The organism is Sorangium sp. So ce406 (assembly GCF_051474675.1).
In the GTDB taxonomy this organism is placed as follows: domain Bacteria; phylum Myxococcota_A; class Polyangia; order Polyangiales; family Polyangiaceae; genus Sorangium; species Sorangium cellulosum_G.
This window is the reverse complement of sequence record NZ_CP150340.1, coordinates 12,042,380-12,064,585: the sequence shown is the minus strand read 5'-3', so window position 1 is coordinate 12,064,585 and position 22,206 is coordinate 12,042,380. Positions and strand designations below refer to the sequence as shown.

Here is a 22,206-nt window from a genome sequence, read left to right as displayed (position 1 = left end):
CGTAATCATGCGGAATCGCTCTTGTTTTCCCGCTTCCCGTCCCGGTCCCGGCGCCTCCTCGCGGCGGCTACAGGTCCCGGTACCCGGTGGGCGGATCGACGAGCTTCGCCGCCTTCGCGACGCCGCGGAACACGTAGTCGGAGTAGCTGTACGGCCCGTCCGACCACACGAGGAAGTCGTCCGCGAGCAGCCCGTTCGGCGCTCCCTCGCAGAGCTCCGGCGCCGCGACGACGGGGCCCTCGTTGTAGATCGGCGCCGACGCGTTCACCTCCTCCTCGGCCTCCTCCATGGCGGCCAGGGCGCCGGCGTGCCGGTCCGCGTCGAGCTCGTCCACGGGGTAGAGCTCCCAGTCGAGCAGCACGAGCTCCGGGTGCGGCGGCTCGTTCGGCGGGGACGCGAAGGGCGCGTGGGTGGCCTCGGGGAGGCCCGTGCGCGCGAGCGCCTCGAGCAGGCGGCTCCGGTAGCGCGCCGCCGCCTCGTCCGGCGTCCAGAAGGCCGTGAGGACGGCGATCACCTCCTCGGTCCTCGCCTCGCGCCACAGCGAGGGGTCGCGCGATCCGAGCTCGAGCCCGCGCTCCTTCCTGAGACGCGCCTCGAACGCCGCGGCGTGCGGCGCGAACTCCGGCAGCTCGGCGAGGGCGTGATCGACGGACCAGTGGATCCGATGATCGACCTCGCGCACGTACCGGTGCTTGCCGAGGGCGCGGAGGAGTCGGGCAATTTCGTCGGGTGTGCGCGCAGCGAACGACCAGGCAAGCATCATGGGGCAGGGCTCATCGATCCGTGCAGGGGACCGTGCGTGGAATCATGCGGAACATCGCGCGGTGGGCGCGCGCCGAGCTGGCCCGCCGGCGCCGGTCAGGCGGCGGCGGGCGCGCGCGGCGAGCGCCTCGGCAGCGTGAATTTCCATCGCGCGGCCGCGGTGTCGATCACTTCTTGCCGGGCACGTGCCAGACCCCGGCGAACCACACCAGGGATCCGTCTGCGCGGCGCACGGTGGCGTTGGGAGCGAAATACGCGCCCGGCGGCACGGGCTCCCAGCGGCCCGGCTGCCACGCCCAGCGGCGGCTCCGCCACTGCCACTCGCCGTCGATCCAGACGAGGCCCGGCTTCTCGGGCGGCGAGATGATCTCGACCCGCGCCGGGGGCGGCGGGTAAGGCACCACCACCGCGGGCTCGCTCGGCAGGTGGGGGCCGGTCGGGGGCACCGGGAGCGAGCTGCCGCAGCCGACGAGGAGGAGGAGCGCGAGCCCGGGCGCGCGGCGGAGCAGGGCGTTCATCCAGCGTCGATCCATGTGAAATACGCCTCGAGGACGTCGCGCCCGGCGAGCAGGTACTCCAGCGTCGCGAGCGCGAGGAACGGGCCGAACGCGATGCGGGCCTGGCCGAACCCCTCGCCAGGCTCCTCCGCGAGCGGATCTTGCGCGAGCTCCTCCTCGGCGGCGGCGCGCTCCTCGGGGGACAGCGCCGCGAGCTCGGCGCGGATCTGCTCCCGCTCGAGGCGCACCGCCTCGGGCTCCTCGATGCTCCCGCGCAGGAGCAGCATGGCGATCGCCACGAGCGAGCCCTGGACGGCGCCGGCGCCGAGCACGAAGAGCGCGCCGCCCCAGCCGAACCAGGCGCCCGCCAGCATGAGGAGCTTCGCGTCGCCGAGGCCCATGCCGACGCGGCCGCCGCGGATCCGCGGGTAGATCACGACGAAGGGGAGCCAGACGATCGCGAAGCCGGCCGCCGCGCCGAGGAGCGCGTCGGCGAAGCCCATCGAGCGCAGCGACGCGGTGGCGACGCCGAGCACCGCGCCGCCGATCGTGATCCCGTCGGGGATGTACATGTGCTCGAGATCGATGAACGTCGCCGCGAGCAGCCCGAGCGCGAGCGCGAGGTCGGCGGTGTAGATCGCGAGCGCGCGGAGGGCCGGCGTCGTCTCGGGGAGCCGGAGGATGATGACCTCGAGGATCGCGAGCGACAGGACGCCGCCCGCCGCCTCGACGAGCGGGTACCGCGGCGACACGGGCGCCTTGCAGCAGCGGGCGCGGCCGCGCAGCAGCAGGTAGCTGAGGACCGGGATGTTGTCGAAGGCGCGGATCGGCGTGCCGCACGCGGGGCAGCGCGAGCCCGGGCGGACGACGCTGAGCTCGCGCGGGACGCGGTGGATGACGACGTTGAGGAAGCTCCCCCAGAGCAGGCCGAAGCAGATCGCGAAGGCGCGCAGGAACCACGGGGGGAAGTCGGCGAGCATCACCGGCGGATCATGTCCTGGAGGCGGCGAGCTTGAGCATCATCGTGAGCGCCTGCTCGAGCTCCGCGGCGGTGGGCTGCACGGGGCTCTCGGAGAGCGCCGCCTTGAGGTCGACGAGACGGCCGCCGAGCTCCTGGTAGTGGCGGCGTACGCCCTCGGTCGGCGCCTCGGCGACCCACCGCTTCACGATCTCGCGCAGCTCGTCGAGATCGCTGCCGGCGAGGAGCTGCGCCATCTGCGAGGCCATCGGATCCGGTGCGCCGCTCACGCCCTGCCCCATGGCGGCCAGCATAGCGCGGGCGCTTTGACGGGCGAGGGGTCCTGCGACATAAGGCGGAGCGCCTTCGAGGACGTTCGAGGAACCGTCGAGGAACAGCCGAGGAAACAGTCGAGGAATGGTGCCGACGAGGACGCCTGCCTTTGTCCTGAGCCTGATGGTCGCCGCCGGCGTCGCCGGAGGCGCCGGGTGCGGGCGCACAGACCAGCCGCAGCAGCAGCAGGCCGGGGAGAGGCGCGCGGACGGAGGCGCCCCGGTGGCGCTCGCCCCGCGGGGCAAGGTGCTCGAGGCGGCCGAGAACGAGTCGCCCGCGGCCAGCGCGACGCCGCGGGCCGGCGCGGCGGCGGCGGGGCCGGCGCGCATCGAGATCCCGGCCGGGAAGCTCGTCGCGGGCAGCACGCCCGGGGACAAGGGGCGCGATCCGGCGCTCGAGCCGGCGCTGCTCGAGGTCGAGCTGGGCGGCTTCACCATCGACCGCGCCCTGTACCCGAACGATCCGGCGCAGCCTCCGCTCACGGGCGTGACGCGGGCGCGCGCCTCGGAGCTCTGCCAGCAGGCCGGCGGGAGGCTGTGCACCGAGCTGGAGTGGGAGCGCGCGTGCAAGGGCCCCGAGGGGACGCCCTACGCGGGCGGCGCGGCGTGGGATCCGGCGTGCGCCAAGGCGCCGGCGTCGTGCGCGTCGGGGTTCGGCGTCGTCGGCATGGGGGCCGCGCTGCGCGAGTGGACCGCGAGCGACGTCGCGCCGATCGAGAACCTCCAGCCCAAGGCGGCCGCCGTGCGGGGGGCCACGGCGAGCGCGAGCGGCGTGGATCACCGGTGCGCGCACCGCGCGGCGGTCGATCCGGGCGCGTCGGGCGACGACATCGGCTTCCGGTGCTGCCACGGCGCGCCGAACGCGGCGTCGATCCCGTCGCCGCAGTGGCAGCAGACGTTCCGGCGCGCGGAGATCGGGCCGCAGCAGGTCGCCGAGCTGCTCGCGTCGGTGCCGCAGCTGCGCGATCTCGGCGGGGAGATCTCGTTCTTCAAGGAGCCCGACGACGTGAACCTCGTGCTCGGCCGCGGCCGGACGCGGCTCTCGCCGGGCGGGACCCCGGCGGTCCAGTCCGAGGGGGGCCCGCCCCCGAACACGACGCTCACCACGGCGCCGCTGCTCTGGAACCCGGTCCCCGGCGAGGAGGTTCTCGTGGTGACGGGGAAGTCCGACGACGACGCGTTCATCGTCGCGTTCCTGAGGCTCCCCGGGGAACGCTACCGGATCGCGTCGTCGCTGCTGCTGAAGGGCGACCCGGGGCCCATCGCGCTCGGCTTCAACGGCTACGTGCGGCGGCGGCTCTCGTGGGCGACGTGCTGGGACTGCCGCGGCGAGGCGGGCAACGTCACGTACCGGGACGACAACCGCGTCGTGATCACGCAGAAGTGAGCGCGGCGGCGCGGGCGTGGGCGCGCCGTGGCGTGGAGGCGAGCGCGCGGCGCGCAGGAGCGCGCCCGCGGCCAAGCAGCGGCCGTCCCGGGTCGCTCAGGCGGCGGGGCCGAACAGCGCGTGCCGGTACGTCGCGGCGTACTCGATGATCCGCTCGACCGCATCGACGAACTCGGAGCGGTCCAGCGACTCGGTCGGCAGCTCGGCGCACAGCAGGATCTCGTTTCGCTCGTCGAGCGCGAATTTTGCGATGCGCATGTCCCGGTTCGCCTCGAGCAGGTGGCGGAGCAGACCGACCACCTGGCCGGTGTCCTCGCCCAGGGGAGCCGGGATGGCGTCGCCCTCGGCGCCGCCCTGCGGTTCGATCCGATCGAGCACGCCGAACATCGAGAGCACGATCCAGTTCTCCGTGCACTGGACGTAGAACGGCGGGAGCTCGACGATCCCTTCCTCGCGCGGGCGGATGCGCAGGGTCGACGGCTTCTCCAGCTCCGCGCTGTAGCCGATGTCGTCCGTCCAGCGCTGCAGGATCGTCACGTCGATCACGGCCTGCGTGATCGCCCTGCGGCCGCCGGAGATCAAGATGCGGCGAGCGGGAGGTCAGGTGCAGGTGAGCGCCGGGCGCGCGACGTCCGACCACGCTGGAGCCCACACGCGCACCTACGGAGCGGCCGAAGCGCCGGGGGGCCGCGGCTCCGGCGCCGCAGATTTCACTGCGCCGCAGCGGCAGATCGCGCCGCGCCGGCAGGACGCGGCGCTACAGGCTGAGGACGGCGTCCTCGCCCCGGTCGGCGATCTTCGTCTCGATGAGGCTGAGCAACGCCTGCCTGCGCTCCTCGAGCTCGACGAGGGCGCGCGGCGGCACCAGCTCCTCCTCGATGCCGCCGGGGCGCAGCGCCGCGGCGGCTTCCTCGGGGCCGAAGCGCGCGAGCGCGTCGCGGAGCGCCCGGGGGAACCGCGCGGCTTCGACCAGGCGTTCGAGCTGCCGATCGAGCTCGTGCGCCCTCACGTGCAGCGGAAAGGCGCTCGCGTTGGCCTCCAGGCTCAGCGCCCCGGCGCCGACGTCGATGACGATCTCCTTCCGGAGCCCGTTGCCGGCCAGGTAGTCGAGCGCGAGCACCTCCAGGTAGTCGCGGAGGATCGGGGCGCGCTCGCCGCGCGCAGGCGACGGAGCGCGCGCCCAGCGCGCCCACACGTCGAGCTCGGGCGCGTCGTCGAAGCGTATCGACCGGCGGCGAGGCGCCGCCCAGCGCGGGCCGGGTGGACCGGGAGCGGGCGCGAGGACCAGCGCGTCGACCGTCCCGTCGTTCATGACCGCGAAGCGGCGCAGCAGCTTGCGAGCGGCTGGATCCCGGCCGATGAGCGACGCGAGCTCGCCGATGCCGATCCGGCGCGCCGCAGCCGCGGGCACAACGCGCGCGCCGAGCGCCCGCGCGAGGCGGTAGAACGCGACCGGACGCCGGAACGCGAGCGGGTTCTTCTTCAGCGCCGGCGCGAGCTTCACCTTGACCTCGCGCGCGGTCGCGCCGCCCTCCGCCGCGCCGAGCGCCAGCGTCGCCTCGAAGCGGCCGTCCGTGGGCTTGCCCGTGAGCCGCAGCGCGCGCAGCGGCGACCGCTGGAGGTCGCGCGCGGTGCGCGCGTCCCCGGCGGCGTCGGCGATCGGCGCGGGACGCGTCGGCGGCTCACCCGACGATCGCGCCGGGGGCGAGGCCGTCGCGGGCGCGACCTCGGCGTCGGCCAGCGGCGCGATCGCGCCGTCGGGCGCGCCGCTCCGCTCGGACGGGCGCCGCGCGCACGAGGCCGCGAGCAGCGCCGCGGCGACGAGCAGGCCCCGCGCGGCCGCGCCGCCGAGGCGCCGCGGCGATCCGCGCGCTGGTCCGGGCGCGCGCTCGCCTCGCGCGCGCCGGCTCATGGGCCCTTCGAGGGCCCGCGCGGATCGTCCGACCCATCGTCCGCGCTCGCCCCGCCCGAGATCCCGCCGAGGACGCGATCGAGCAGGAACTGCTCCACGCGCTCGATGACCATCTTCTTGCGCTCCAGCGGGACGACGTGCGTCCCGCCGCTCACCATCATCAGCTCTCCGCGAGGCAGCGCCGCCGCCATCTCCTCGGCGAGCCGAGGCGGGGTGAACGTGTCGCGATCGCCGGCGATGACCAGCGCAGGAACGTCGATCTGAGGGAGCAGATCGAGCGTCGAGTGCTCGCCCGCGCTGCGCAGCATGTGGAGGAACATCGAGAAATCGATGTCGACCATGTGCCGCATGTACGGCAGCAGATCCGCCGGGGTGACCGCGCTCGCGTCGACCTCGCGCGCGAGCAGCGCGATCCGCAGCGCCATCGGCGCGGGCACGCGGCTCCAGATCGCGCGCGCGATGTGCGGGTACGCGTCGACCTGCTCGATCACGCGCGGCAAGAGCTGCGCGAGCACGTCCGTGCCCTTGAAGTGGTGCGTGATCCTGCCGGACGAGCCGCAGATCAGCACGAGCCCGCGGACCCCCTCGCGGTGGGTCCGCAGGTGCTCCAGGATGACCTGGCACCCCATCGAGTGCCCGAAGAGCACCACAGGGCCGCCGCCGATCGCGGCGCGCACCGCGGCGAGATCGCTCGCGTGGTCGCTCAGCTCGATCGCCCGAGGATCGACAGGCAGACTGCTCCGCCCGTGTCCTCGATAGTGCCAGTGGGCGACGTTGACCGAACGCGCCAGATCGTCCCACAGGTACTTCCAGATGAAGCCGTCACACGCGATGCCGTCGCACAGCACCGCGGTGAGGCGATCCGAGTCCCCCCCGACCCCGCTGGCCAAGCTTCCGATGCCGCCGGGACCTTCCCGGTAGCGGACGTAGATCCGCGTACCGTCCTTCCCGGCGGCGAAGAGCTCTCGACCCATCGATTCCCGAGCGACGCGGCTTACGCGAAGCTCGCGGCGATGTTAGTCGCCGCTGTCCTCATCGTCAGCCACGTCATTGACACTCGGAAGCTTTTTGATGTCTATCCGCGCCAGCTTCCACGCGCGCTGCACAACCCAAGAAAGCGAGCGATCGAGCCGCGCCGCTTCCTCCTTGATTTCTTGCAGCATCGACTCCGGAAAGTAGAGGCTCTGCTTCCGCTTGTCCGTCTTCGAGGCTTCGTTGTTTTTCGCCAGCGTGTCCTTGTCGGTCATACGCTCTTGGGGCTCCTCCCGATCCGCCACAGAAGAGCACCTTAGCGTACGGCGCACTTCCGTGGAAAGCATTCGTTTTTCCGTGATGCCGATTGCGGGCACTATGTATGTAACTCCGCGATAGGCGCTCTGCGTCATGACTCCGGGAATGCGATCTTCCCCGCAATCGCGCTCGCCGCGACGATCAGGGGACTGGCCAGGTAGACCTGGCCCGGGCCGCTTCGGCCCGGGAAATTCCGGTTGATCGCCGAGATCGTGACCTGCTCCTTCCGGTCGGACACCCCCGGCCCGGCCTTGATGCAGGCTCCGCAGGAGGGGTCGACGAGCTCAGCACCAGCCTTCTGGAAGATCTCGAGGTAGCCCTTCGCCTCGGCGTAGCGGCGGATGTCCTGCGATCCGAACTGGATGTAGAGGTGCACGCCCTCGGCGACGCGCTTGCCCTGCTCCACCGCGCGGCGCAGCACCGACGCGTACATGTCCATGTCGGCCTTCTTGCCGCCCGTGCACGAGCCGCCGTACGCGATGTCGATCTTCACGTCGCCGCCGGAGACCTCGCGGAGCGATCGCAGCGGGACGCCGTTCCGCGGATCGCCGGGCGTCGCGACCATCGGCTCGATCGACGCGAGATCGACGTCGAACGTCGCCACGTACTCCGCGCCGGGATCCGCGCGGACGACGCGCGCGCGCACGTCGTCCGCGGCGAGCCCGCGCTGCGCGACGAGGTAGCGCACGATCTCCTCGTCGGCCTCGATGATCCCGGTGAAGCCGCCCGCCTCGACGGCCATGTTCGTGAGCGTCGCGCGCTCGTCGAGGCCCATCGCGCGCGCGCCGTCGCCCGCGAACTCGAGCACCTTGCCGATGCCCTGCCCCGTCTTCCAGAACGGCTGCGAGAGCAGGAACAGCATCACGTCCTTCGCCGTGACGCCCGGCCCGAGCCGCCCGGTCAGGTTGAAGCGCACCGACTGCGGCACCGCCACGCGCACGTCGCGCGTGAGCCACGCGTTCGCCATGTCGGTCGATCCGACGCCGAAGGCGAAGCACCCGAGCGCCCCCGCCATGCACGTGTGCGAGTCGGTCCCGGCCACGATCTGCCCCGGCAGCGCGAGCTCCTCGATCACCTTGTTGTGGCAGATGGCCTCCGAGCCCACCGTCCTGCCGTCGCGCTCGACCTCGCCGTACAGCTTGACGCCGTGCCGCTCCGTGAAGGCCTGCTGCACCGTCGCGAGCGAGGCCGCCTGCTCCCGCAGGCCGAGCTTGAGGTGCGCCTCCGGCATCACGCGATCGAGGAACGTGAGGTGATCGCGGAACGCGAAGACGCTCTCCGGCTCGCTCACGACCGCGTCGGGCCCGAAGCCCGCCCGGAAGAGCGACTCGGCCATCGGCGTGACGTACTCGTGCGAGAAGCGCACGTCGATGCGGACGAAGAGCGCGTCGCCGGGCTTCACCGCCGGCACCCCGATCTTGCCCGCCCGCGCGTCGACGATCGCGTGCGCCGCGATGATCTTCTCGCACAGGGTCATCGGCCGCGGCGGCGTGGCGAGCGTGGGCGGCGAGACCTCGCCGGCCATCCGCGCCTTGTTGTAGGCGAAGAGCCCCCCGTACTCGACGACGTCGGCGCTGATCGGGTCGAGCCCGCGCGTGAACTCGCCGATCGGGATCTCCTCGCCGCGCGCGAGCCGATCGAGGAGCGAGAAGTCGGTCGTCGTGAGCAGGCCGATGTTCTGGCAGTTCTGGCCGTAGATCTTCTCGACGCTGCGCGCGACGACGATCTGGATCCCGGCCTCGCGCTCCGAGTACGGCGCCGTCTCGCGCGAGCTGCCGCACCCCTTCGAGCGCCCGCTGACGAGGACCCCGAAGCCGCCGTTCTTGATGGCGTCGCGCTCGATGTGCCCGCCGCGCAGGCCGACCAGGCAATACCGGGCGAGCGTCTCGTCGTAGTAGTAACAGACCCACCCGGGCGTGAGCTCGTCGGTCGAGATGTTGTCGATCAGCGCGTGCTGCCCGGGATCGAAGCGGATCTCGCCGCCCGCGAGCTGCTTCTTCAGCAGCTCCGGATCCTCGGTCAGGTAGAGGATCCTCCCGGTGACGTGAACCGACTTCCGACGCGGGATGGGCATCTGCACCTCGGACGCCCCGGAGCGCGGGGCAACGCGCTGGGACCCGATCACACCTAGTCGCTCTGCGCGGAGGCGCCAACCGTGGTCTTCGCGGCCGCGCTCGGCGCTCGGCGCACCTCACGCTCCTGGCCGGAAATCCAGCGTGCGGCGGGCGCGCCGCGCGGGGGCCGCGCCTTGACGGCGCACCGGGGAGGTGGTGTCTTCGCGGCCGCCGCCGGTCCGCGAGCGATGACCCGACCCACGATTTCCAGCACTTCCGTCGCGATCTTGGGAGCCGGCCTGACGGGCATGGCGGCCGCGTACCACCTCGGCCGGGCCGGCGTGCCGCACCGGGTCTTCGAGCGCCTGCCGCGCCCGGGCGGTCACGCGATCACCGTCGAGGACGATGGGTTCCGTTTCGACCGGACAGGCCACCTCCTCCACCTGCGCGACCCCGCGACCCGGGAGCTCGCGCTCGGCTGGCTGGGCCCGGACCCGCTCGAGATCGAGCGGCGCTCGATGATCTGGTCGAATGGCACGTACACCCGCTATCCGTTCCAGGCGAACACCTTCGGGCTGCCGCCCGCGGTCGCCTACGAGTGCCTCCGCGGCTTCATCGAGGCGCACTTCGCGGCGAACCGGCCCGAGCCCAGGAACTTCGAGGAGTTCTGCCTGACGCACTTCGGCGAGGGGATCAGCCGCCACTTCATGATCCCGTACAACAGCCGCCTCTGGGGGGTGCACCCGAGCGAGATCACCGCCGCCTGGTGCTCCCGCTTCGTCCCGCTGCCGAAGCTCGAGGACGTGCTCGCCGGAGCGGTCGGGCTGAACGACAGGGAGCTCGGGTACAACGCAAAGTTCCTCTACCCGCGGCTCGGCATCGGGCAGCTCACGCACGGGCTCGCGCGGGCGCTCGCCGAGCAGCGGCCGCGGGACGCGGGCACACCGGCGCTCGAGCTCGGCCGCGCTCCGATGGCCATCGACTGGCGCGCGAGAGAGCTCGTGTTCGACGATGAGATCGTCCGGTACGACGTGCTCGTGTCCTCCGCGCCGTTGCCGGCGCTCGTGAGGCTCCTCTCCGATGCGCCGCGCGCGGTCGGCGAGGCCGCCTCGCGGCTGCGCTGCACGCACCTCTACTACCTCGACGTGGCGCTCGACACCCCGTGCGGGCAGCCGCTGCACTGGGTGTACGTGCCGGAGACGAAGTACCCGTTCTACCGGGTGGGCTGCTACTCGAACTTCTCCTCGTCCATGGCGCCGCCGGGCAAGGCCTGCCTCTACGTCGAGCTCGCCGACCGCGCCGAGCCCGATCTCGCGGCGCTGCTCCCGCGCGTCGCCGACGGCCTCGTCGAGATGGGCCTCATCCCGGCCCCGAGCGCCGTTCGCTTCGCGCGGCTGCGCCGCATCGACTACGCGTACGTCGTGTTCGACCACAGCTATTTCGAGTCGCTGGAGGCGGTGCGTCCGTTCCTCGAGGGCCAGCGCATCCTCTCGTGCGGGCGCTACGGCGGCTGGAACTACTCCTCGATGGAGGACGCCCTCCACTTCGGGCGGGACGCCGCGCACAAGGCGCAGGCGCTCCTCGGAGGCGCGCCGTGAGCGCCGCCGAGCCTGACCGCCCGGACGCGGGCGAAGCGCCGGAGATCTCCATCATCATCCCCGTCTACAACGAGGAGGCGATCCTCCACGCCGCCGTCGTGGACCTGCGCGAGCGGCTGTCGCCGCTCGGCTGGCGCTGGGAGCTCGTGCTCGCCGAGAACGGCTCGCGCGACGGGACGCTCGCCATCGCCGGCGAGCTCGAGCGCAAGTACCCGGAAGTACGCCATTTTTCGATCGGCGAGCCGAACTACGGGGCCGCGCTCCGCGCCGGCATCGAGCGGGCGCGCGGGCGCTTCGTGCTCTGCGACGAGATCGATCTGTGCGACGTGGAGTTCCACCGGCGCGCGATCGCGATGCTGCAGGCGGGCGGGGCCGACATGGTGATCGGGTCCAAGCTCATCCGGGGCGCGCGCGACGACCGCCCCTGGGCGCGGCACGCGGCGAGCCAGATGTACAACGGGCTGCTCCGCGCCACGCTCGGCTTCCGGGGGACGGACACGCACGGGCTCAAGGCGTTCGTGCGCGAGCCGCTGCTCGGGATCGCGCGCGAGTGCGTCGTGGACAAGGACGTCTTCGCCAGCGAGTTCGTCATCCGCGCCTACCGGGCGGGGCTCCGGATCGAGGAGATCCCCGTCCGCGTGCTCGAGAAGCGGCGGCCCTCGATCAACCTCTCACGGCGCGTCCCGAACGTCCTGCGCAACCTCGCGAAGCTGACCTGGGCGATCCGGATGCGCGGCTGACGGCCGGCCTCTGCCAGCATTCGGAGCGCCGAGCGCGCGGCCGAGCCCGCTCGTGGAAAAATTCTGGCATGCTATACGCCGCAGGTGACGATCGTCCTTTCGAGCGCCGCACGGCCGGCTCGCCGCGCCGACACCGATGTGGATGTCGTCGTGATCGGCGGCGGTGTGAACGGCGTCGGGGTCGCGCGTGACGCGTCGCAGCGGGGGCTGAAGGTCGCCCTCTTCGAGCGCAACGATCTCGCGTTCGGCGCGAGCGGGAACTCGAGCGGGATGATCCACGGCGGGCTCAGGTACCTGACGAGCGATCCGCACGTGACGGAGAACTCGTGCCGCGACTCGGGGCACATCCAGGCGATCGCGCCGCACCTGCTGTTCCGGATCCCGTTCCTCGTTCCGTTCGAGAACGGGCGTCAGGCGCGCGTCCTGTACACGCTCGCCGACGGCTTCTTCGAGGCGTACGACAAGTACCAGCCGCTCAAGCGCGGCAAGCCGCACGCGCGCCTGACGCCCGACGAGCTCCGGAGCCTCGAGCCGGGGCTCCACGGCGACCTCGTGGGCGGCTTCAGCTTCGACGAGTGGGGCATCGACGGCGCGCGGCTCTGCGTCGCGAACGCCGTCGACGCGATCGAGCGCGGGGCGAAGGTCTACGTGGGGCACACCGTCGAGCGGATCGAGCGCCGCGAGGACACCGGCGAGGTCGTCGCCGTCCGGTACCGGGACCGCAGGACCGGCGAGGGCGGGCGGCTGCGGACGGGCGTGGTGGTGAACGCGACCGGCGCGTGGTCGCCGATCACCGCGTCGCTCGCGGGCCTGCCCGCCGCGAGCTCGCGGGTGCGGCCGGGCAAGGGCGTGCACGTCGTGTTCGACCGGCGCCTCACCAACTACGCGATCATGGCGCAGACGATCGACGGCCGGCAGATCTTCGTCGAGCCGTGGGAGAACATGAGCGTCATCGGCACGACCGACGACGACTTCTACGGCGACCTCGATCAGGTCCGCGCGACGAGCGAGGAGGTCCGGTACCTCGTCCAGGGCATCGCCCGCGTGTTCCCGCAGATCCACGAGGCGCGCGCGATCGGCACGTTCGCGGGCGTGCGGCCCACGCTCTACGCCTACGGGCCGAGCGAGGACGCCCTGTCGCGCGACCACCAGGTCGTCGATCACGCGGCGCACGGCGCGCCGGGGCTCTACTCGATGATCGGCGGCAAGCTGGCGAGCTTCCGGCTCTTCGCCCAGGAGATGACCGACGTGCTCGCGCGGCGCTTCGATCTCGGCGCGCGCTGCGCGACGCACGTGACGGCGCTGCCCGGCGGCGATCGCGCGGTGGACGCGCTCGCCCTCTCGCGCCGCATGGAGATCGACGCGGTCGCCGCCCGGCGGCTCGTGTACCGGCACGGCTCGCGCGCGCTCCGGATCGAGGAGCGCGTGCGCGAGCGGCCGCGCGAGGCGGCGACGGTGTGCCCCTGCGAGCCCGTGATCGAGGCCGAGGTGCGCTACGTCCTGCGGCACGAGCTCGCGCGGAGCGTCGCCGACGTCGCGCGCCGCACGAGGCTCGGTCTCGGCGCGTGCGGGGGCATGCGCTGCGCGGCGCGGTGCGGGCAGATCGTGGCGCAGGAGCTCTCGCTGCCGCCGCGCGACGGGATGCGGCAGGCGGTGGAGTTCCTCTCGCGGCAGGCGGTGACGCGCGCCGTCGCGCTCGGCCCGGAGCAGGCGAGGCAGGAGGCGCTCGCGATCGCCAGCGTGCGGTCGGAGCTCGGCGCGCCCGCGGACCATGAGGCGACGGCGGCGGTGAGCGAGGAGAGCGAGGCGAGCGAGCGCCGCGGGCCGCGCCCCTCGAGGGAGCCGGAGGAGAGGGCGTGGCGCGATCGATCCTCGTGATCGGCGCCGGCGTCGCCGGGCTCGCCGCCGCGTGGAGCGCGCGGCGGCGCGGGGCGCGGGTCACCGTGATCTCCGCGGGCGTCGGGGAGACGGCGCTCGCGGGCGGCGCGGTGGACGACGTGCCGTGGGAGCAGGTCGAGCGGGCCGCGCGGCTGCTCGGCAGCGACCTGCCCGCCGGCGATCTCGCGCCGGCGGCGCGGCAGTTCGCGGCGGAGCTCGGCCTGTGGGACGTGCCGCAGGGGGCGGCCGCGCGCCTCGCGACCGTCGCCGGGCGGATCCGCCCGGCCCGCGGCAGGGATCGCGCGCTGCTCGATCTCGGCCCGCTGCGCCGCACGCGCATCCTCGTTCCGCGCGCCGCGCGCGGGATGTGGGACGCCGACGCGCTCGCCGAGGCGCTCTCGGACGAGCCGTTCGCCCGGGCGCGGGGGCTGCGCTTCCTGCCGGTCGACGCGCCGGTCCTGCGCTTCGACGACGAGCGGCGGATCGCGGACGGCGACCTCGCGGCGCGGCACGACGATCCGGCGCGGCTCTCCTGGCTGCTCGAGCGGCTCCACCAGGCGCTCGAGGGCGCGGGCGGCGCGGGGGCGATCCTGCTCGGCCCGTGGCTCGGCGCGCGCGCGCCGCGGTCCGAGGCGCTCTCGGCGCGGCTCGGGGTGCCGGTGGGCGAGGCGCTGATCGGCGCCGGCTCGCCCGCGGGGCTCCGCTTCGAGGCGGCGCGCGACGCGCTGCTCGCCGCGATCGGGGCGACGCACCGCCACGGCCGCGTGCGCGCGGTCAGCGTGGGCGGCGACGGCCGCGGCGGGACGGGAGATCCGGGTGACGGCGTGCTGGTCCACGTGGACGGCGAGGACGTGCCGCTCGCGGCGGACGCGGTGATCCTGGCGATCGGCGGCCTGGCCGGCGGCGGGGTCGCGTACGCCCCGCCCGAGCGCAGCGCCGGGCCCGATCTGGCGGCGCGCGGCGCCGCGCCGTTCGTCCTCTCGATCGCGGCGCCCGTCACGATGGGCGACGAGCGGGGCGCGATCGGCGTGGTGAGCTCCATGCAGGGCCCGGAGCTCGACGTCGTCTCCTGGCCGCGCGGCGATCGGCCGGGCGCGCTCGAGGCGGTGGGCGTGCGGTGCGAGGGCGTCCGCGCTGCCCCCGGGATCCTCGCGGCCGGGGCGACGATCGCCGGGCGAGCGCGCACCGTGCTCGACGCGGTGACCACCGGGCTGCGCGCCGGCGCCGAGGCCTGACGCGCGCGGGGGCGTCGCGGCGCGCGTCGCTCGAGGCGCGGCTCGCGCCAGCAGGTCGCGGCGCGCGCTGCGCTAGCGGGCCGCGGGGATCATGCGGAGGAGCTGCTGGTAGCCGACGGCGAGCGTGAAATCGCTCCCGCGACCGGGATCCGCGGGCACGTCGCCCTCGGGGCCGCGCGTCGCCGCCGTCTCTGCGCGCTTCTCCACGAGCACGGCCCTCGGCGAGCCGGCGAGGCTCGACCCCTCGGCGGGGAGGTGCCCCTCGAGGTCCTGCTCGCGGAGGATGCCGGCCGGGGCCTGCTGCTGCGCGCTCTCGATGACGATGTCCGGGCGGATGCCCTGGGCCTGGATCGAGCGCCCGTTCGGCGTGTAGTAGCGCATCGTCGTGAGCCTCACCCCGGCGCCGCCGGGCAGCTCGTAGATCGTCTGCACCGACCCCTTGCCGAAGGTCGTCGCGCCGACGACCGTGGCGCGCCCGCTGTCCTGGAGGGCGCCCGCGACGAGCTCGGCGGCGCTCGCGGAGTACTCGTTGACGAGCGCGACGACGGGCAGCGCGGCGAACGCGCCGCCGTCGTGCGCCTTCGCCTCGTCGACGACCTGGCTGCGCTGGCGGGTCGAGTAGATCGTCCCCGACGAGAGGAACTCGTCGGCGACGGCCTCTGCCTCGTGGACGAGGCCGCCGGGGTTGTTGCGTAGGTCGAGGATCACCCCGGCCAGCGGCGCCTTCGAGGCGGCGCGCAGCCTCGCCGCGGCGCGGAGCATCTCTTCATGGGTGCCGTCCTGGAACTGCTTCAACCGGACGTACGCGACGTCGCGCTCGAGGCGCTTGGCCGCGACGCTCGTGACGTGGATCTGCTCCCGCGTGAGGTCGAACGTGAGCGGCTCGCCCACGCCCTGCCGGCGGATCGTGAGCTTCACCCGGGAGCCGGGGGGCCCGCGCATGACCTTCACGAGCTTGTCGAGGCGCTCGCCGCGCACGGGGCGGCCGTCGATCGCGATGATCCGATCGCCGGAGCGGACGCCCGCCCGCGCCGCCGGCGAGCCCTCGATCGGCGCGATCACGGTGATGTCCTCGTCCCTGGCGTCGACCTCGATGCCGACGCCGCCGAACGTCCCCCCGGTCTCTTCCTGGAACTGGGCGAACTCGGCGGAGCTCATGTAGGCGGAGTGCGGATCGAGCTCCGCGACCATCCCCTTGATGGCGCCGTCGATGATCTTGTTGCGCTCCGCCGGCTCGACGTAGTGGTTCTCGACGAGCACGAGGACACGGGCGAGCTGCTCGAGCGGCGCGTAGGGGCTCTGCGCCTGCGTGCTCGCGCCCGCGAGGTGCGAGGTCGCCGCCCCTCCCGCGAAGGCCGCCGCGATGAGCCCCAGGGTGCGTACCCAACTCGACGAGAAACGTCGCATCCGCCGACCATAGCAGCGCCGCGGGCGGCTGCGCTCGGAGCTCAGCCGTGCCGGACGCGCCCGGCGCCCCGCCTTCGACCGGACGCCGAGGCGGTGCGACGCCTGGAAGCGTGGTGGAAACGTGGAAGCGCGCCAGCACGGGCATACTGCCCGACGTCGGTGCCGGTCGATCTGTCGATCGATCGGACGTCACACCGAGGCGCCCAAGGTCCAGGGCGCATGGTTTGTCCTAGGAAGAGTGTTCGGCTATCTTCGCGCGCCTGAACGTGGAACTTGCCTCCTCATCGTCCTGCGTCGCCTCCGCGAAGCAGGGCTCGCCGCGAGGGGCTTCTCTCGCCGAGACGGTCAGCGGCCGTGGCGAAGAGCTGTCCGCGGCTGCGCGGTCCTCCGTGCGCGGGAGACAATTCGCACCCCGAGGCGGCTAGGATGGCCAAACCCACCGATCGTGAGCTCGTCGATCAAGCCCGGAGCGGAGATGCCCAGGCGTTCGGGGTGCTGGTTCGTCGATATCAGAAGCGCATCTTCCGGCTCGCGTTCCACCTCGTCCGCTCGGGCGCGGAGGCAGAGGACGTGACCCAGGAGACCTTCGTCCGGGCCTATCAGGCGCTCGATCGGTTCGACGGCCGGAGCGAGCCGTTCACCTGGCTTTACCGGATCGCCGTGAACCTCTCGCTGAACATGATCCGGGCCCGCAAGCCGAGCAAGAACTCTACCCCCGCGGACGACCCGCGGATCGAGGCGCTGCTGCTCGAGACGCGCCCGAGCCACGGCGTCGATCCGGCCGCGACGACCCAGCGTCGCGAGCTCGCGGCCGCGCTCTGCGACGGCATCGACACGCTCTCGGACACGCTGCGGACGACGCTCATCCTCGTCTGCATCGACGGCGTGCCTCACGAGGACGCATCCAAGATCCTGGGTTGTCCGGAAGGAACAGTTGCCTGGCGCGTCCACGAGGCGCGCCGCAAGCTCCGCGTGTACCTCGCGGAGCGCGGTTTCGGAGGGGACGCCTGATGAACGTCACCAGCAAGCTCGACCTCGATGGGATGCTCAACGATTGGCCTGCCCCCGCCCTCGACGAGGCGGCGTGGGAGACGCGGGCAGCTCGCATCGTCGAGGTCGCTCTATCTCGTGCTCCGGAGGCCCGTGCTCCGGGGGACGCGGCGGCGCAGACCGACCTCCTCGCGGCCCCCGACCTCGCTGCAGAGCCAGGCGAGGAGCAGGCGGGGGACATTCTGCGCGAAGTACATGCAGCAGGAGACAGCACCATGGCGGATGGATCACAAGCAGGCAGGGCCGCGACGTCGGAAGCGAGCCTGTCGGGCGGCAGCAGCTCGCGCCCGCCGGAGAGGAAACGCCAGTCGCTGAAGGAAATCGCCGAGCGGGCCAGCCAGGCGCCGGGTCGCGTGAGCGGGGTGCCCGGGGCGGGCGGCTCGCCGCTGTCGACGCCGCTGCCATCCGGACGCAGCGCGCTGTCCACGCCGCTGCCCTCGTCGGGGCGCGGCTCGATGCCGCCGGGGCGCGGCTCGATGCCGAGCGGCATCCGCGCATCCTCGCCCTCGCTGCGGTCGTCCGAGGGGGTCACCGAGGACTCCGGCGTCATCGATCTCAACCGGCTCAGCGCGTCGGTGCCACCGGAGCCGGTGGAAGCGGGCGGCGGGGCGCAGCCCGGCGCGGCCGAGACGTTGGACGAGAAGCCGGCCGAGGTCGCCGCGCTGTCCGCGAGGAGGCCGCGCGCCCCGACGGCGTCCGGGGCCGAGGCGTCGTCGAAGAAGCGGTCTGGCGGGATGATCGCCGGCGCGGCCATCGCCGCCCTCGGCCTGGCCGCGGCGGTCGCGGTCATGGTGAAGACGCCGACGGCGCCGTCGCAGCAAGAGACGACAGCGGCGGCGTCGACCCCCGCGGTGACGCAGGCCGCGGCGCGCGACGAGAAGGCGGTCGAGCCTGCTGCCCCGGTGGCCGCTGCGCCCGCTGCGCCCGCCGCGCCGGCGGCCACGACGGAGACCGAGCAGCCGGCCGCGGGAGCGGAGGAGAAGCTCGCCGCCGCGCCAAAGACGCCAGCAGCGCCGGTCGGCGCCGGCGCCGGCGCCGCCGCGCCCGCTGCCCCCGAGGCGCCTGCCGCGGCGCCGAAGATGGAGCCGCAGAGCAAGGTGGCGGCAGCGCCAACGGTGGCCGGAAAACCCGGAGACCTGCCGTCCGCCATGCAGGCGGCCGTGGGCGACAGCGGGGACAAGCAGCCGTCGGTGGAGTCGGAGGCGCCGGTGCCGGCCTCGGGTCCGCTCCGCCAGCAGAACGTCCCCGAGCAGCCGTCGCAGGGCTCGGTCCAGGCCGCGCTCGGCTCGGTCATGGGCAGCGCGAGGGCGTGCGTGGCGGGCGCGGACGACGTGTCGCGCGCGCAGATCACGTTCTCGTCGACCGGCCAGGTGAGCAAGGTCAGCGTGAGCGGCTGGGCGGCGGCGAACGGCCAGTCGAGCTGCGTGCAATCCGCGCTCAAGGCCGCGAACGTGGGCCCGTTCTCGAAGCCGTCGTTCTCGGTCAGCGCGACGATCCGGCCCTGATCCGGCCCTGATCCGGCCCTGATCGGGCCAGGTAAGCGAGGACAAACGTCCTGGTTGACATGAGGGGTCGCGCAGGTAGAATGCGCGCCCCCATGGTTTCCGCGACTCAGCAAACCCAGCGTATCCGTCAACGCAAGGCGCGCACGTCGGGCACCCGCCGCAAGCGCTTCGAGCGTGCCAACGGCACCCCGAAGTTCCCGATCCATCCGGCGGGTTACGATCAGAACGCGCCGGACGCCCTGCGCGCTGCCACGCCCGCCGAGGCGCAGCCGAAGAAGTAGGAGAGCTTTTCTCATGGCCAATCACGCATCCGCCGACAAGCGCAACCGCCAGCGCATCACGAGGACCGCGCGCAACCGCGCCGCCAAGTCCGAGCTCCGCACGACGATCAAGAAGGCGCGCACTGCGCTGAAGGGCGTCCCGCAGGAGTCCGCCACGCTGGTTACGGCCGCGGTGAGCGCGCTCGACCGCGCCGCCTCGAAGGGGACGATCCCCGCCAAGCGCGCGTCGCGTGTGAAGAGCCGCCTGGCCCTCGCCCTCCACAAGGCGAGCGTCGCCGCCAAGACCGCCGCGAGCTGAGCAACCCCTTCCCGCACGTACGCCCCGCTCACCGCAAGGTGAAGCGGGCGTCGTCGTTTTGTCCCCCCGCAACACCGTATCCCCCCGCTGCCGTAGCCCCCCGGCTACCGTCCCGCCCCCCCGTCACGGCCACGGAGAGCGTGGCTCCACCCCTCTCCAGTCTCTCCAATCTCCCCCATTGACGACGCCAGCGGCGGGCACCCGCACAGGAGACGGGTCCAGCTCGGCGTTTTCGGCGCGGAGGCGTACTTCCTGTACGCCGAGCACCGAAAACGTCGAGATGGGCCCGTATCCGAAGCGGGTGCCCGCCCCTCAATGAGCGTCGGCCCAGGTGGGTCCGTGTCCGATGTCGACGACGAGCGGCACGTCGAGCGGGAAGACCGACTCCATCGCCTCCCGCACCTTGGCCTTCGCCTCGTCGACCGCGGCGGCCGGCACCTCGAACGCGAGCTCGTCGTGCACCGTGAGCACCATGCGCGCGCCGGGGACGACGGGGCGCGGGACGCGCACCATCGCGAGCTTCAGGAGATCGGCCGCCGTTCCCTGGATCGGGGTGTTCTGCGCGATGCGCTCCGCCTGGGCGCGGCGCATGCGGTCGCTGCTGCGCAGATCGGGGAGCAAGCGGCGCCGGCCGAGCAGCGTGCGCACGGACTCGGAGCGCTTCGCCTCGGCCATGGTCCGCTCCATGAACTCGTGCACGCCGCGGTAGCGCGCGAAGTAGGCGTCGATGAAGCGCGCCGCCTCCGCGCGCGAGATGTCGAGGCGCTTGGCCAGCGCCGACTCGCCCATCCCGTAGATCACGCCGAAGTTGATCGTCTTGCTCCGGCGGCGCATCTCGTCCGTGACCCCCGCCTCGTCCACGCCGAAGATCTCCATGGCCGTGCGCACGTGCACGTCCTGCCCGGTGCGGAAGGCGTCGACGAGCACCGGATCCTTCGACAGGTGCGCGAGCACGCGCAGCTCGATCTGCGAGTAGTCGGCGCTCACGATCACGCTCCCGGGCGGCGCGACGAACGCGCGCCGGATCATCCGGCCGAGCTCCGTGCGGATCGGGATGTTCTGCAGGTTCGGGTCCTGGGACGAGAGCCGCCCCGTCGCGGCCACGGCCTGGCCCCAGCGCGTGTGGATCCGGCCCGTGACCGGGTGCACGAGGCGCGGCAGCGCGTCGACGTACGTGCCCTTGAGCTTGGCGATGACGCGGTGCTCGAGCACGACGCCAGGGAACGGGTGGTCCTCCGAGAGCGTCTCGAGCACGTCGGCGTCGGTCGAGCGGCCGGTCTTCGTCTTGCGCTGGGAGCGCAGCTTGAGCTCGTCGAACAGGACGGCCTCGAGCTGCTTCGGCGACGCCAGGTTGATGTCGTGCCCCACCATCTCGCGCGCCTTCGCCTCGAGCGCCGCGAGCTCGGTCGTCATCTGCGCGCCGAGCTGCGCGAGCGCCTGCGGGTCGCAGAGGACGCCCGTGAGCTCCATCTCGGCGAGCACCGCGGAGAGGGGCAGCTCGATCTGCACGAGCAGGTCCTCGAGCCGCTCGGCGCGGAGCCGCGGGCGCAGCTTGTCGGTGAGCGAGAGCGCGACGTCGGCGAACGCGGCCCCGTAGCTCGAGGCCTCGCCGAGCTCGATCTCGTCGAGGGCGCGCTGCGCCTGCCCGCGGCGCTTCGGGGCCACCTCGTCGAGGGTCTGCATCTTGGCGCCGAGCTCGCGCTCGGCGAGCTCGTGGAGCTGGTTCTTCGCCTCGGGATCGAGCAGGTAGCTCGCCAGCATCGTGTCGAAGGCGACGCCCACGAGCCCGATGCGGTGCCGCAGGAGGATCACCTCGCAGAACTTCACGTCGTGGCCGACCTTCGGGAGCTCCGGATCCGCGAGCAGCGGGCCGAGCACCGCGTCGATGTCGCTCATCGAGAGCTGGGCCGGCGCGCCGAGGTAGCGGTGGCCCAGCGGGACGTAGACGGCCTGCCCCGGCTCGCAGGCGAGCGCGACGCCGCAGACGTGGGCGCTCATCGGCTCGCGGCTGGTCGCGTGCATGTCGAGGGCGAGGCGGCCGGCCGCGCGCGCCGACCTGGCGAAGGTCTCGAGCTCCTCGCGCGTCGCGATCACCCGGTAGGTCGCCGCCCGCGCGGCGGGCTCGGGCGCGCGGACGCTCTTCAGGAAGCGCGAGAAGCCGAGCTCGGTGAAGAGCTCCCGGAGCTTGCCGGTGTCCGCGCCGCCGTAGCGCAGCGTCTCCAGGTCGAGCGTGACGGGCGCGGCGCCGTCGAGCGTCACGAGCTTCTGCGAGAGGAGCGCGTCGGCCTCGTGCTGCTTGAGCGACTCGCGGATGCGGGGCTTCTTGACCTCGTCGAGGCGGGCGTACACCGACGCGAGCGAGCCGAACTGCGCGAGCAGCTCGGCGGCCGTCTTCAGGCCGACGCCGGGCACGCCGGGGACGTTGTCGGAGGTGTCGCCGACGAGCGCGAGCAGGTCGCGCACCTGCTCGGGCGGCACCCCGAACTTCGCGACCACCTCGGGGTGCCCGTAGACCTTGTCGCGCATCGCGTCCCAGAGCATCACGCGATCCTCGTCGACGAGCTGCATGAGGTCCTTGTCGCTCGACGCGATGACCACGCGCAGCCCGCGCTCCTTGGCCCGCGCGACGGCGACGGCGATGAGATCGTCCGCCTCGAGGCCCTCCTGGATGAAGATCGGGATGCGGTACGCCTCGACGATCTCCCGGCACCGGTTCATCTGCACGCCGAGGTCGGGCGGCGGCGGCGGGCGGTGCGCCTTGTAGCGCGGGTCGAGGTCGTCGCGGAACGTCCTGCCCCCGGGGTCCATCGCCACGCCGAGGTACGCAGGCTTCCGCTCGTCCACGAGCTTCGTGAGCATCGCGACGGTGCCGAACGTCGCATGAGTCGGCTCGCCGCTCGGGCTCGAGAGCGGGCTGATCGCGTGGTAGGCGCGGAAGACGTAGCCGGAGAGATCGATGAGGTAGAGGACGTCCGGAGCTCCGGCCGGGGGAAGCGCGGTGGGGCGCGTCGACATGACCGAC

20 protein-coding genes are annotated in these 22,206 nt (G+C 73.0%); 9 read left to right on the top strand and 11 right to left on the bottom strand.

All coding sequences use genetic code 11. The features are described from left to right. Positions 1 to 67: 67 nt before the first annotated feature. The 4 genes from WME96_RS45325 to WME96_RS45310 form a co-directional block, all read right to left on the bottom strand. A complete protein-coding gene (locus WME96_RS45325; protein ID WP_437287759.1) occupies positions 68 to 763 on the bottom strand; it encodes a hypothetical protein in 696 nt (231 codons plus the stop codon). Between the two features lie 166 nt (positions 764 to 929). After that, positions 930 to 1,295 (bottom strand): YXWGXW repeat-containing protein, encoded by a 366-nt coding sequence (locus tag WME96_RS45320; RefSeq protein ID WP_437287758.1) that lies wholly within the window; start codon positions 1,293 to 1,295, stop codon positions 930 to 932. Further along, positions 1,277 to 2,239, bottom strand: coding sequence for a prepilin peptidase (locus tag WME96_RS45315; RefSeq protein WP_437287757.1), 963 nt, complete (start codon positions 2,237 to 2,239; stop codon positions 1,277 to 1,279). The genes WME96_RS45320 and WME96_RS45315 overlap by 19 nt, the downstream gene beginning before the upstream one ends. Before the next feature lie 10 nt (positions 2,240 to 2,249). After that, positions 2,250 to 2,519 carry a hypothetical protein gene (locus WME96_RS45310; RefSeq protein WP_433931942.1) on the bottom strand — a complete coding sequence of 90 codons (270 nt, stop codon included), beginning with the start codon at positions 2,517 to 2,519 and terminating at the stop codon, positions 2,250 to 2,252. Between the two features lie 115 nt (positions 2,520 to 2,634). Between WME96_RS45310 and WME96_RS45305 the strand changes: the two genes are divergently transcribed. Then, complete coding sequence (locus WME96_RS45305) at positions 2,635 to 3,936, top strand: formylglycine-generating enzyme family protein (protein ID WP_437287756.1); 1,302 nt, start codon at positions 2,635 to 2,637, stop codon at positions 3,934 to 3,936. A gap of 96 nt (positions 3,937 to 4,032) precedes the next feature. On the opposite strand, the gene WME96_RS45300 is transcribed toward WME96_RS45305, so the two are convergent. The 5 genes from WME96_RS45300 to WME96_RS45280 form a co-directional block, all read right to left on the bottom strand. Continuing rightward, positions 4,033 to 4,518 carry a YbjN domain-containing protein gene (locus tag WME96_RS45300; RefSeq protein WP_437287755.1) on the bottom strand — a complete coding sequence of 162 codons (486 nt, stop codon included), beginning with the start codon at positions 4,516 to 4,518 and terminating at the stop codon, positions 4,033 to 4,035. A 175-nt stretch (positions 4,519 to 4,693) separates the two neighbouring features. Then, positions 4,694 to 5,848 (bottom strand): hypothetical protein, encoded by a 1,155-nt coding sequence (locus WME96_RS45295; protein ID WP_437287754.1) that lies wholly within the window; start codon positions 5,846 to 5,848, stop codon positions 4,694 to 4,696. Further along, positions 5,845 to 6,822: an alpha/beta fold hydrolase gene (locus WME96_RS45290; protein WP_437287753.1), complete on the bottom strand. Its 978-nt coding sequence runs from the start codon at positions 6,820 to 6,822 to the stop codon at positions 5,845 to 5,847. The genes WME96_RS45295 and WME96_RS45290 overlap by 4 nt, the downstream gene beginning before the upstream one ends. Positions 6,823 to 6,864: 42 nt before the next feature. After that, on the bottom strand, positions 6,865 to 7,095 hold the full coding sequence (locus WME96_RS45285) for a TIGR04563 family protein (RefSeq protein ID WP_012241296.1): 231 nt from the start codon (positions 7,093 to 7,095) through the stop codon (positions 6,865 to 6,867). A gap of 134 nt (positions 7,096 to 7,229) precedes the next feature. Beyond that, the gene (locus WME96_RS45280; protein WP_437287752.1) at positions 7,230 to 9,212 is read right to left on the bottom strand and encodes an aconitase family protein; all 1,983 of its coding nucleotides are present in this window, start codon (positions 9,210 to 9,212) and stop codon (positions 7,230 to 7,232) included. A gap of 174 nt (positions 9,213 to 9,386) precedes the next feature. Here WME96_RS45280 and WME96_RS45275 point away from each other — a divergent pair, with 174 nt between their 5' ends. From WME96_RS45275 to WME96_RS45260, 4 genes are all read left to right on the top strand, one after another. Further along, the gene (locus tag WME96_RS45275; RefSeq protein WP_437287751.1) at positions 9,387 to 10,790 is read left to right on the top strand and encodes a protoporphyrinogen/coproporphyrinogen oxidase; all 1,404 of its coding nucleotides are present in this window, start codon (positions 9,387 to 9,389) and stop codon (positions 10,788 to 10,790) included. After that, entirely contained in the window at positions 10,787 to 11,530 is a 744-nt protein-coding gene (locus tag WME96_RS45270; RefSeq protein WP_437287750.1) for a glycosyltransferase, read from the top strand. Before WME96_RS45275 ends, WME96_RS45270 begins: the two co-directional genes overlap by 4 nt. A gap of 84 nt (positions 11,531 to 11,614) precedes the next feature. Then, positions 11,615 to 13,408: a glycerol-3-phosphate dehydrogenase/oxidase gene (locus WME96_RS45265; protein ID WP_437287749.1), complete on the top strand. Its 1,794-nt coding sequence runs from the start codon at positions 11,615 to 11,617 to the stop codon at positions 13,406 to 13,408. Further along, the gene (locus tag WME96_RS45260; RefSeq protein WP_437287748.1) at positions 13,387 to 14,643 is read left to right on the top strand and encodes an FAD-binding protein; all 1,257 of its coding nucleotides are present in this window, start codon (positions 13,387 to 13,389) and stop codon (positions 14,641 to 14,643) included. Before WME96_RS45265 ends, WME96_RS45260 begins: the two co-directional genes overlap by 22 nt. Positions 14,644 to 14,715: 72 nt before the next feature. On the opposite strand, the gene WME96_RS45255 is transcribed toward WME96_RS45260, so the two are convergent. Beyond that, positions 14,716 to 16,050: a S41 family peptidase gene (locus tag WME96_RS45255; protein ID WP_437287747.1), complete on the bottom strand. Its 1,335-nt coding sequence runs from the start codon at positions 16,048 to 16,050 to the stop codon at positions 14,716 to 14,718. A gap of 426 nt (positions 16,051 to 16,476) precedes the next feature. Here WME96_RS45255 and WME96_RS45250 point away from each other — a divergent pair, with 426 nt between their 5' ends. The 4 genes from WME96_RS45250 (at position 16,477) to rpsT (ending at position 19,184) form a co-directional block, all read left to right on the top strand. Continuing rightward, on the top strand, positions 16,477 to 17,061 hold the full coding sequence (locus tag WME96_RS45250) for an RNA polymerase sigma factor (protein WP_061618127.1): 585 nt from the start codon (positions 16,477 to 16,479) through the stop codon (positions 17,059 to 17,061). Then, entirely contained in the window at positions 17,061 to 18,605 is a 1,545-nt protein-coding gene (locus WME96_RS45245) for a hypothetical protein (RefSeq protein ID WP_437287746.1), read from the top strand. The genes WME96_RS45250 and WME96_RS45245 overlap by 1 nt, the downstream gene beginning before the upstream one ends. Positions 18,606 to 18,697: 92 nt before the next feature. Next, complete coding sequence (locus WME96_RS45240) at positions 18,698 to 18,886, top strand: hypothetical protein (protein ID WP_437287745.1); 189 nt, start codon at positions 18,698 to 18,700, stop codon at positions 18,884 to 18,886. Between the two features lie 13 nt (positions 18,887 to 18,899). Further along, a complete protein-coding gene (gene rpsT / locus WME96_RS45235) occupies positions 18,900 to 19,184 on the top strand; it encodes a 30S ribosomal protein S20 (protein WP_437287744.1) in 285 nt (94 codons plus the stop codon). Between the two features lie 312 nt (positions 19,185 to 19,496). On the opposite strand, the gene polA is transcribed toward rpsT, so the two are convergent. Then, complete coding sequence (gene polA, locus WME96_RS45230; protein ID WP_437287743.1) at positions 19,497 to 22,199, bottom strand: DNA polymerase I; 2,703 nt, start codon at positions 22,197 to 22,199, stop codon at positions 19,497 to 19,499. Positions 22,200 to 22,206: the final 7 nt, after the last annotated feature.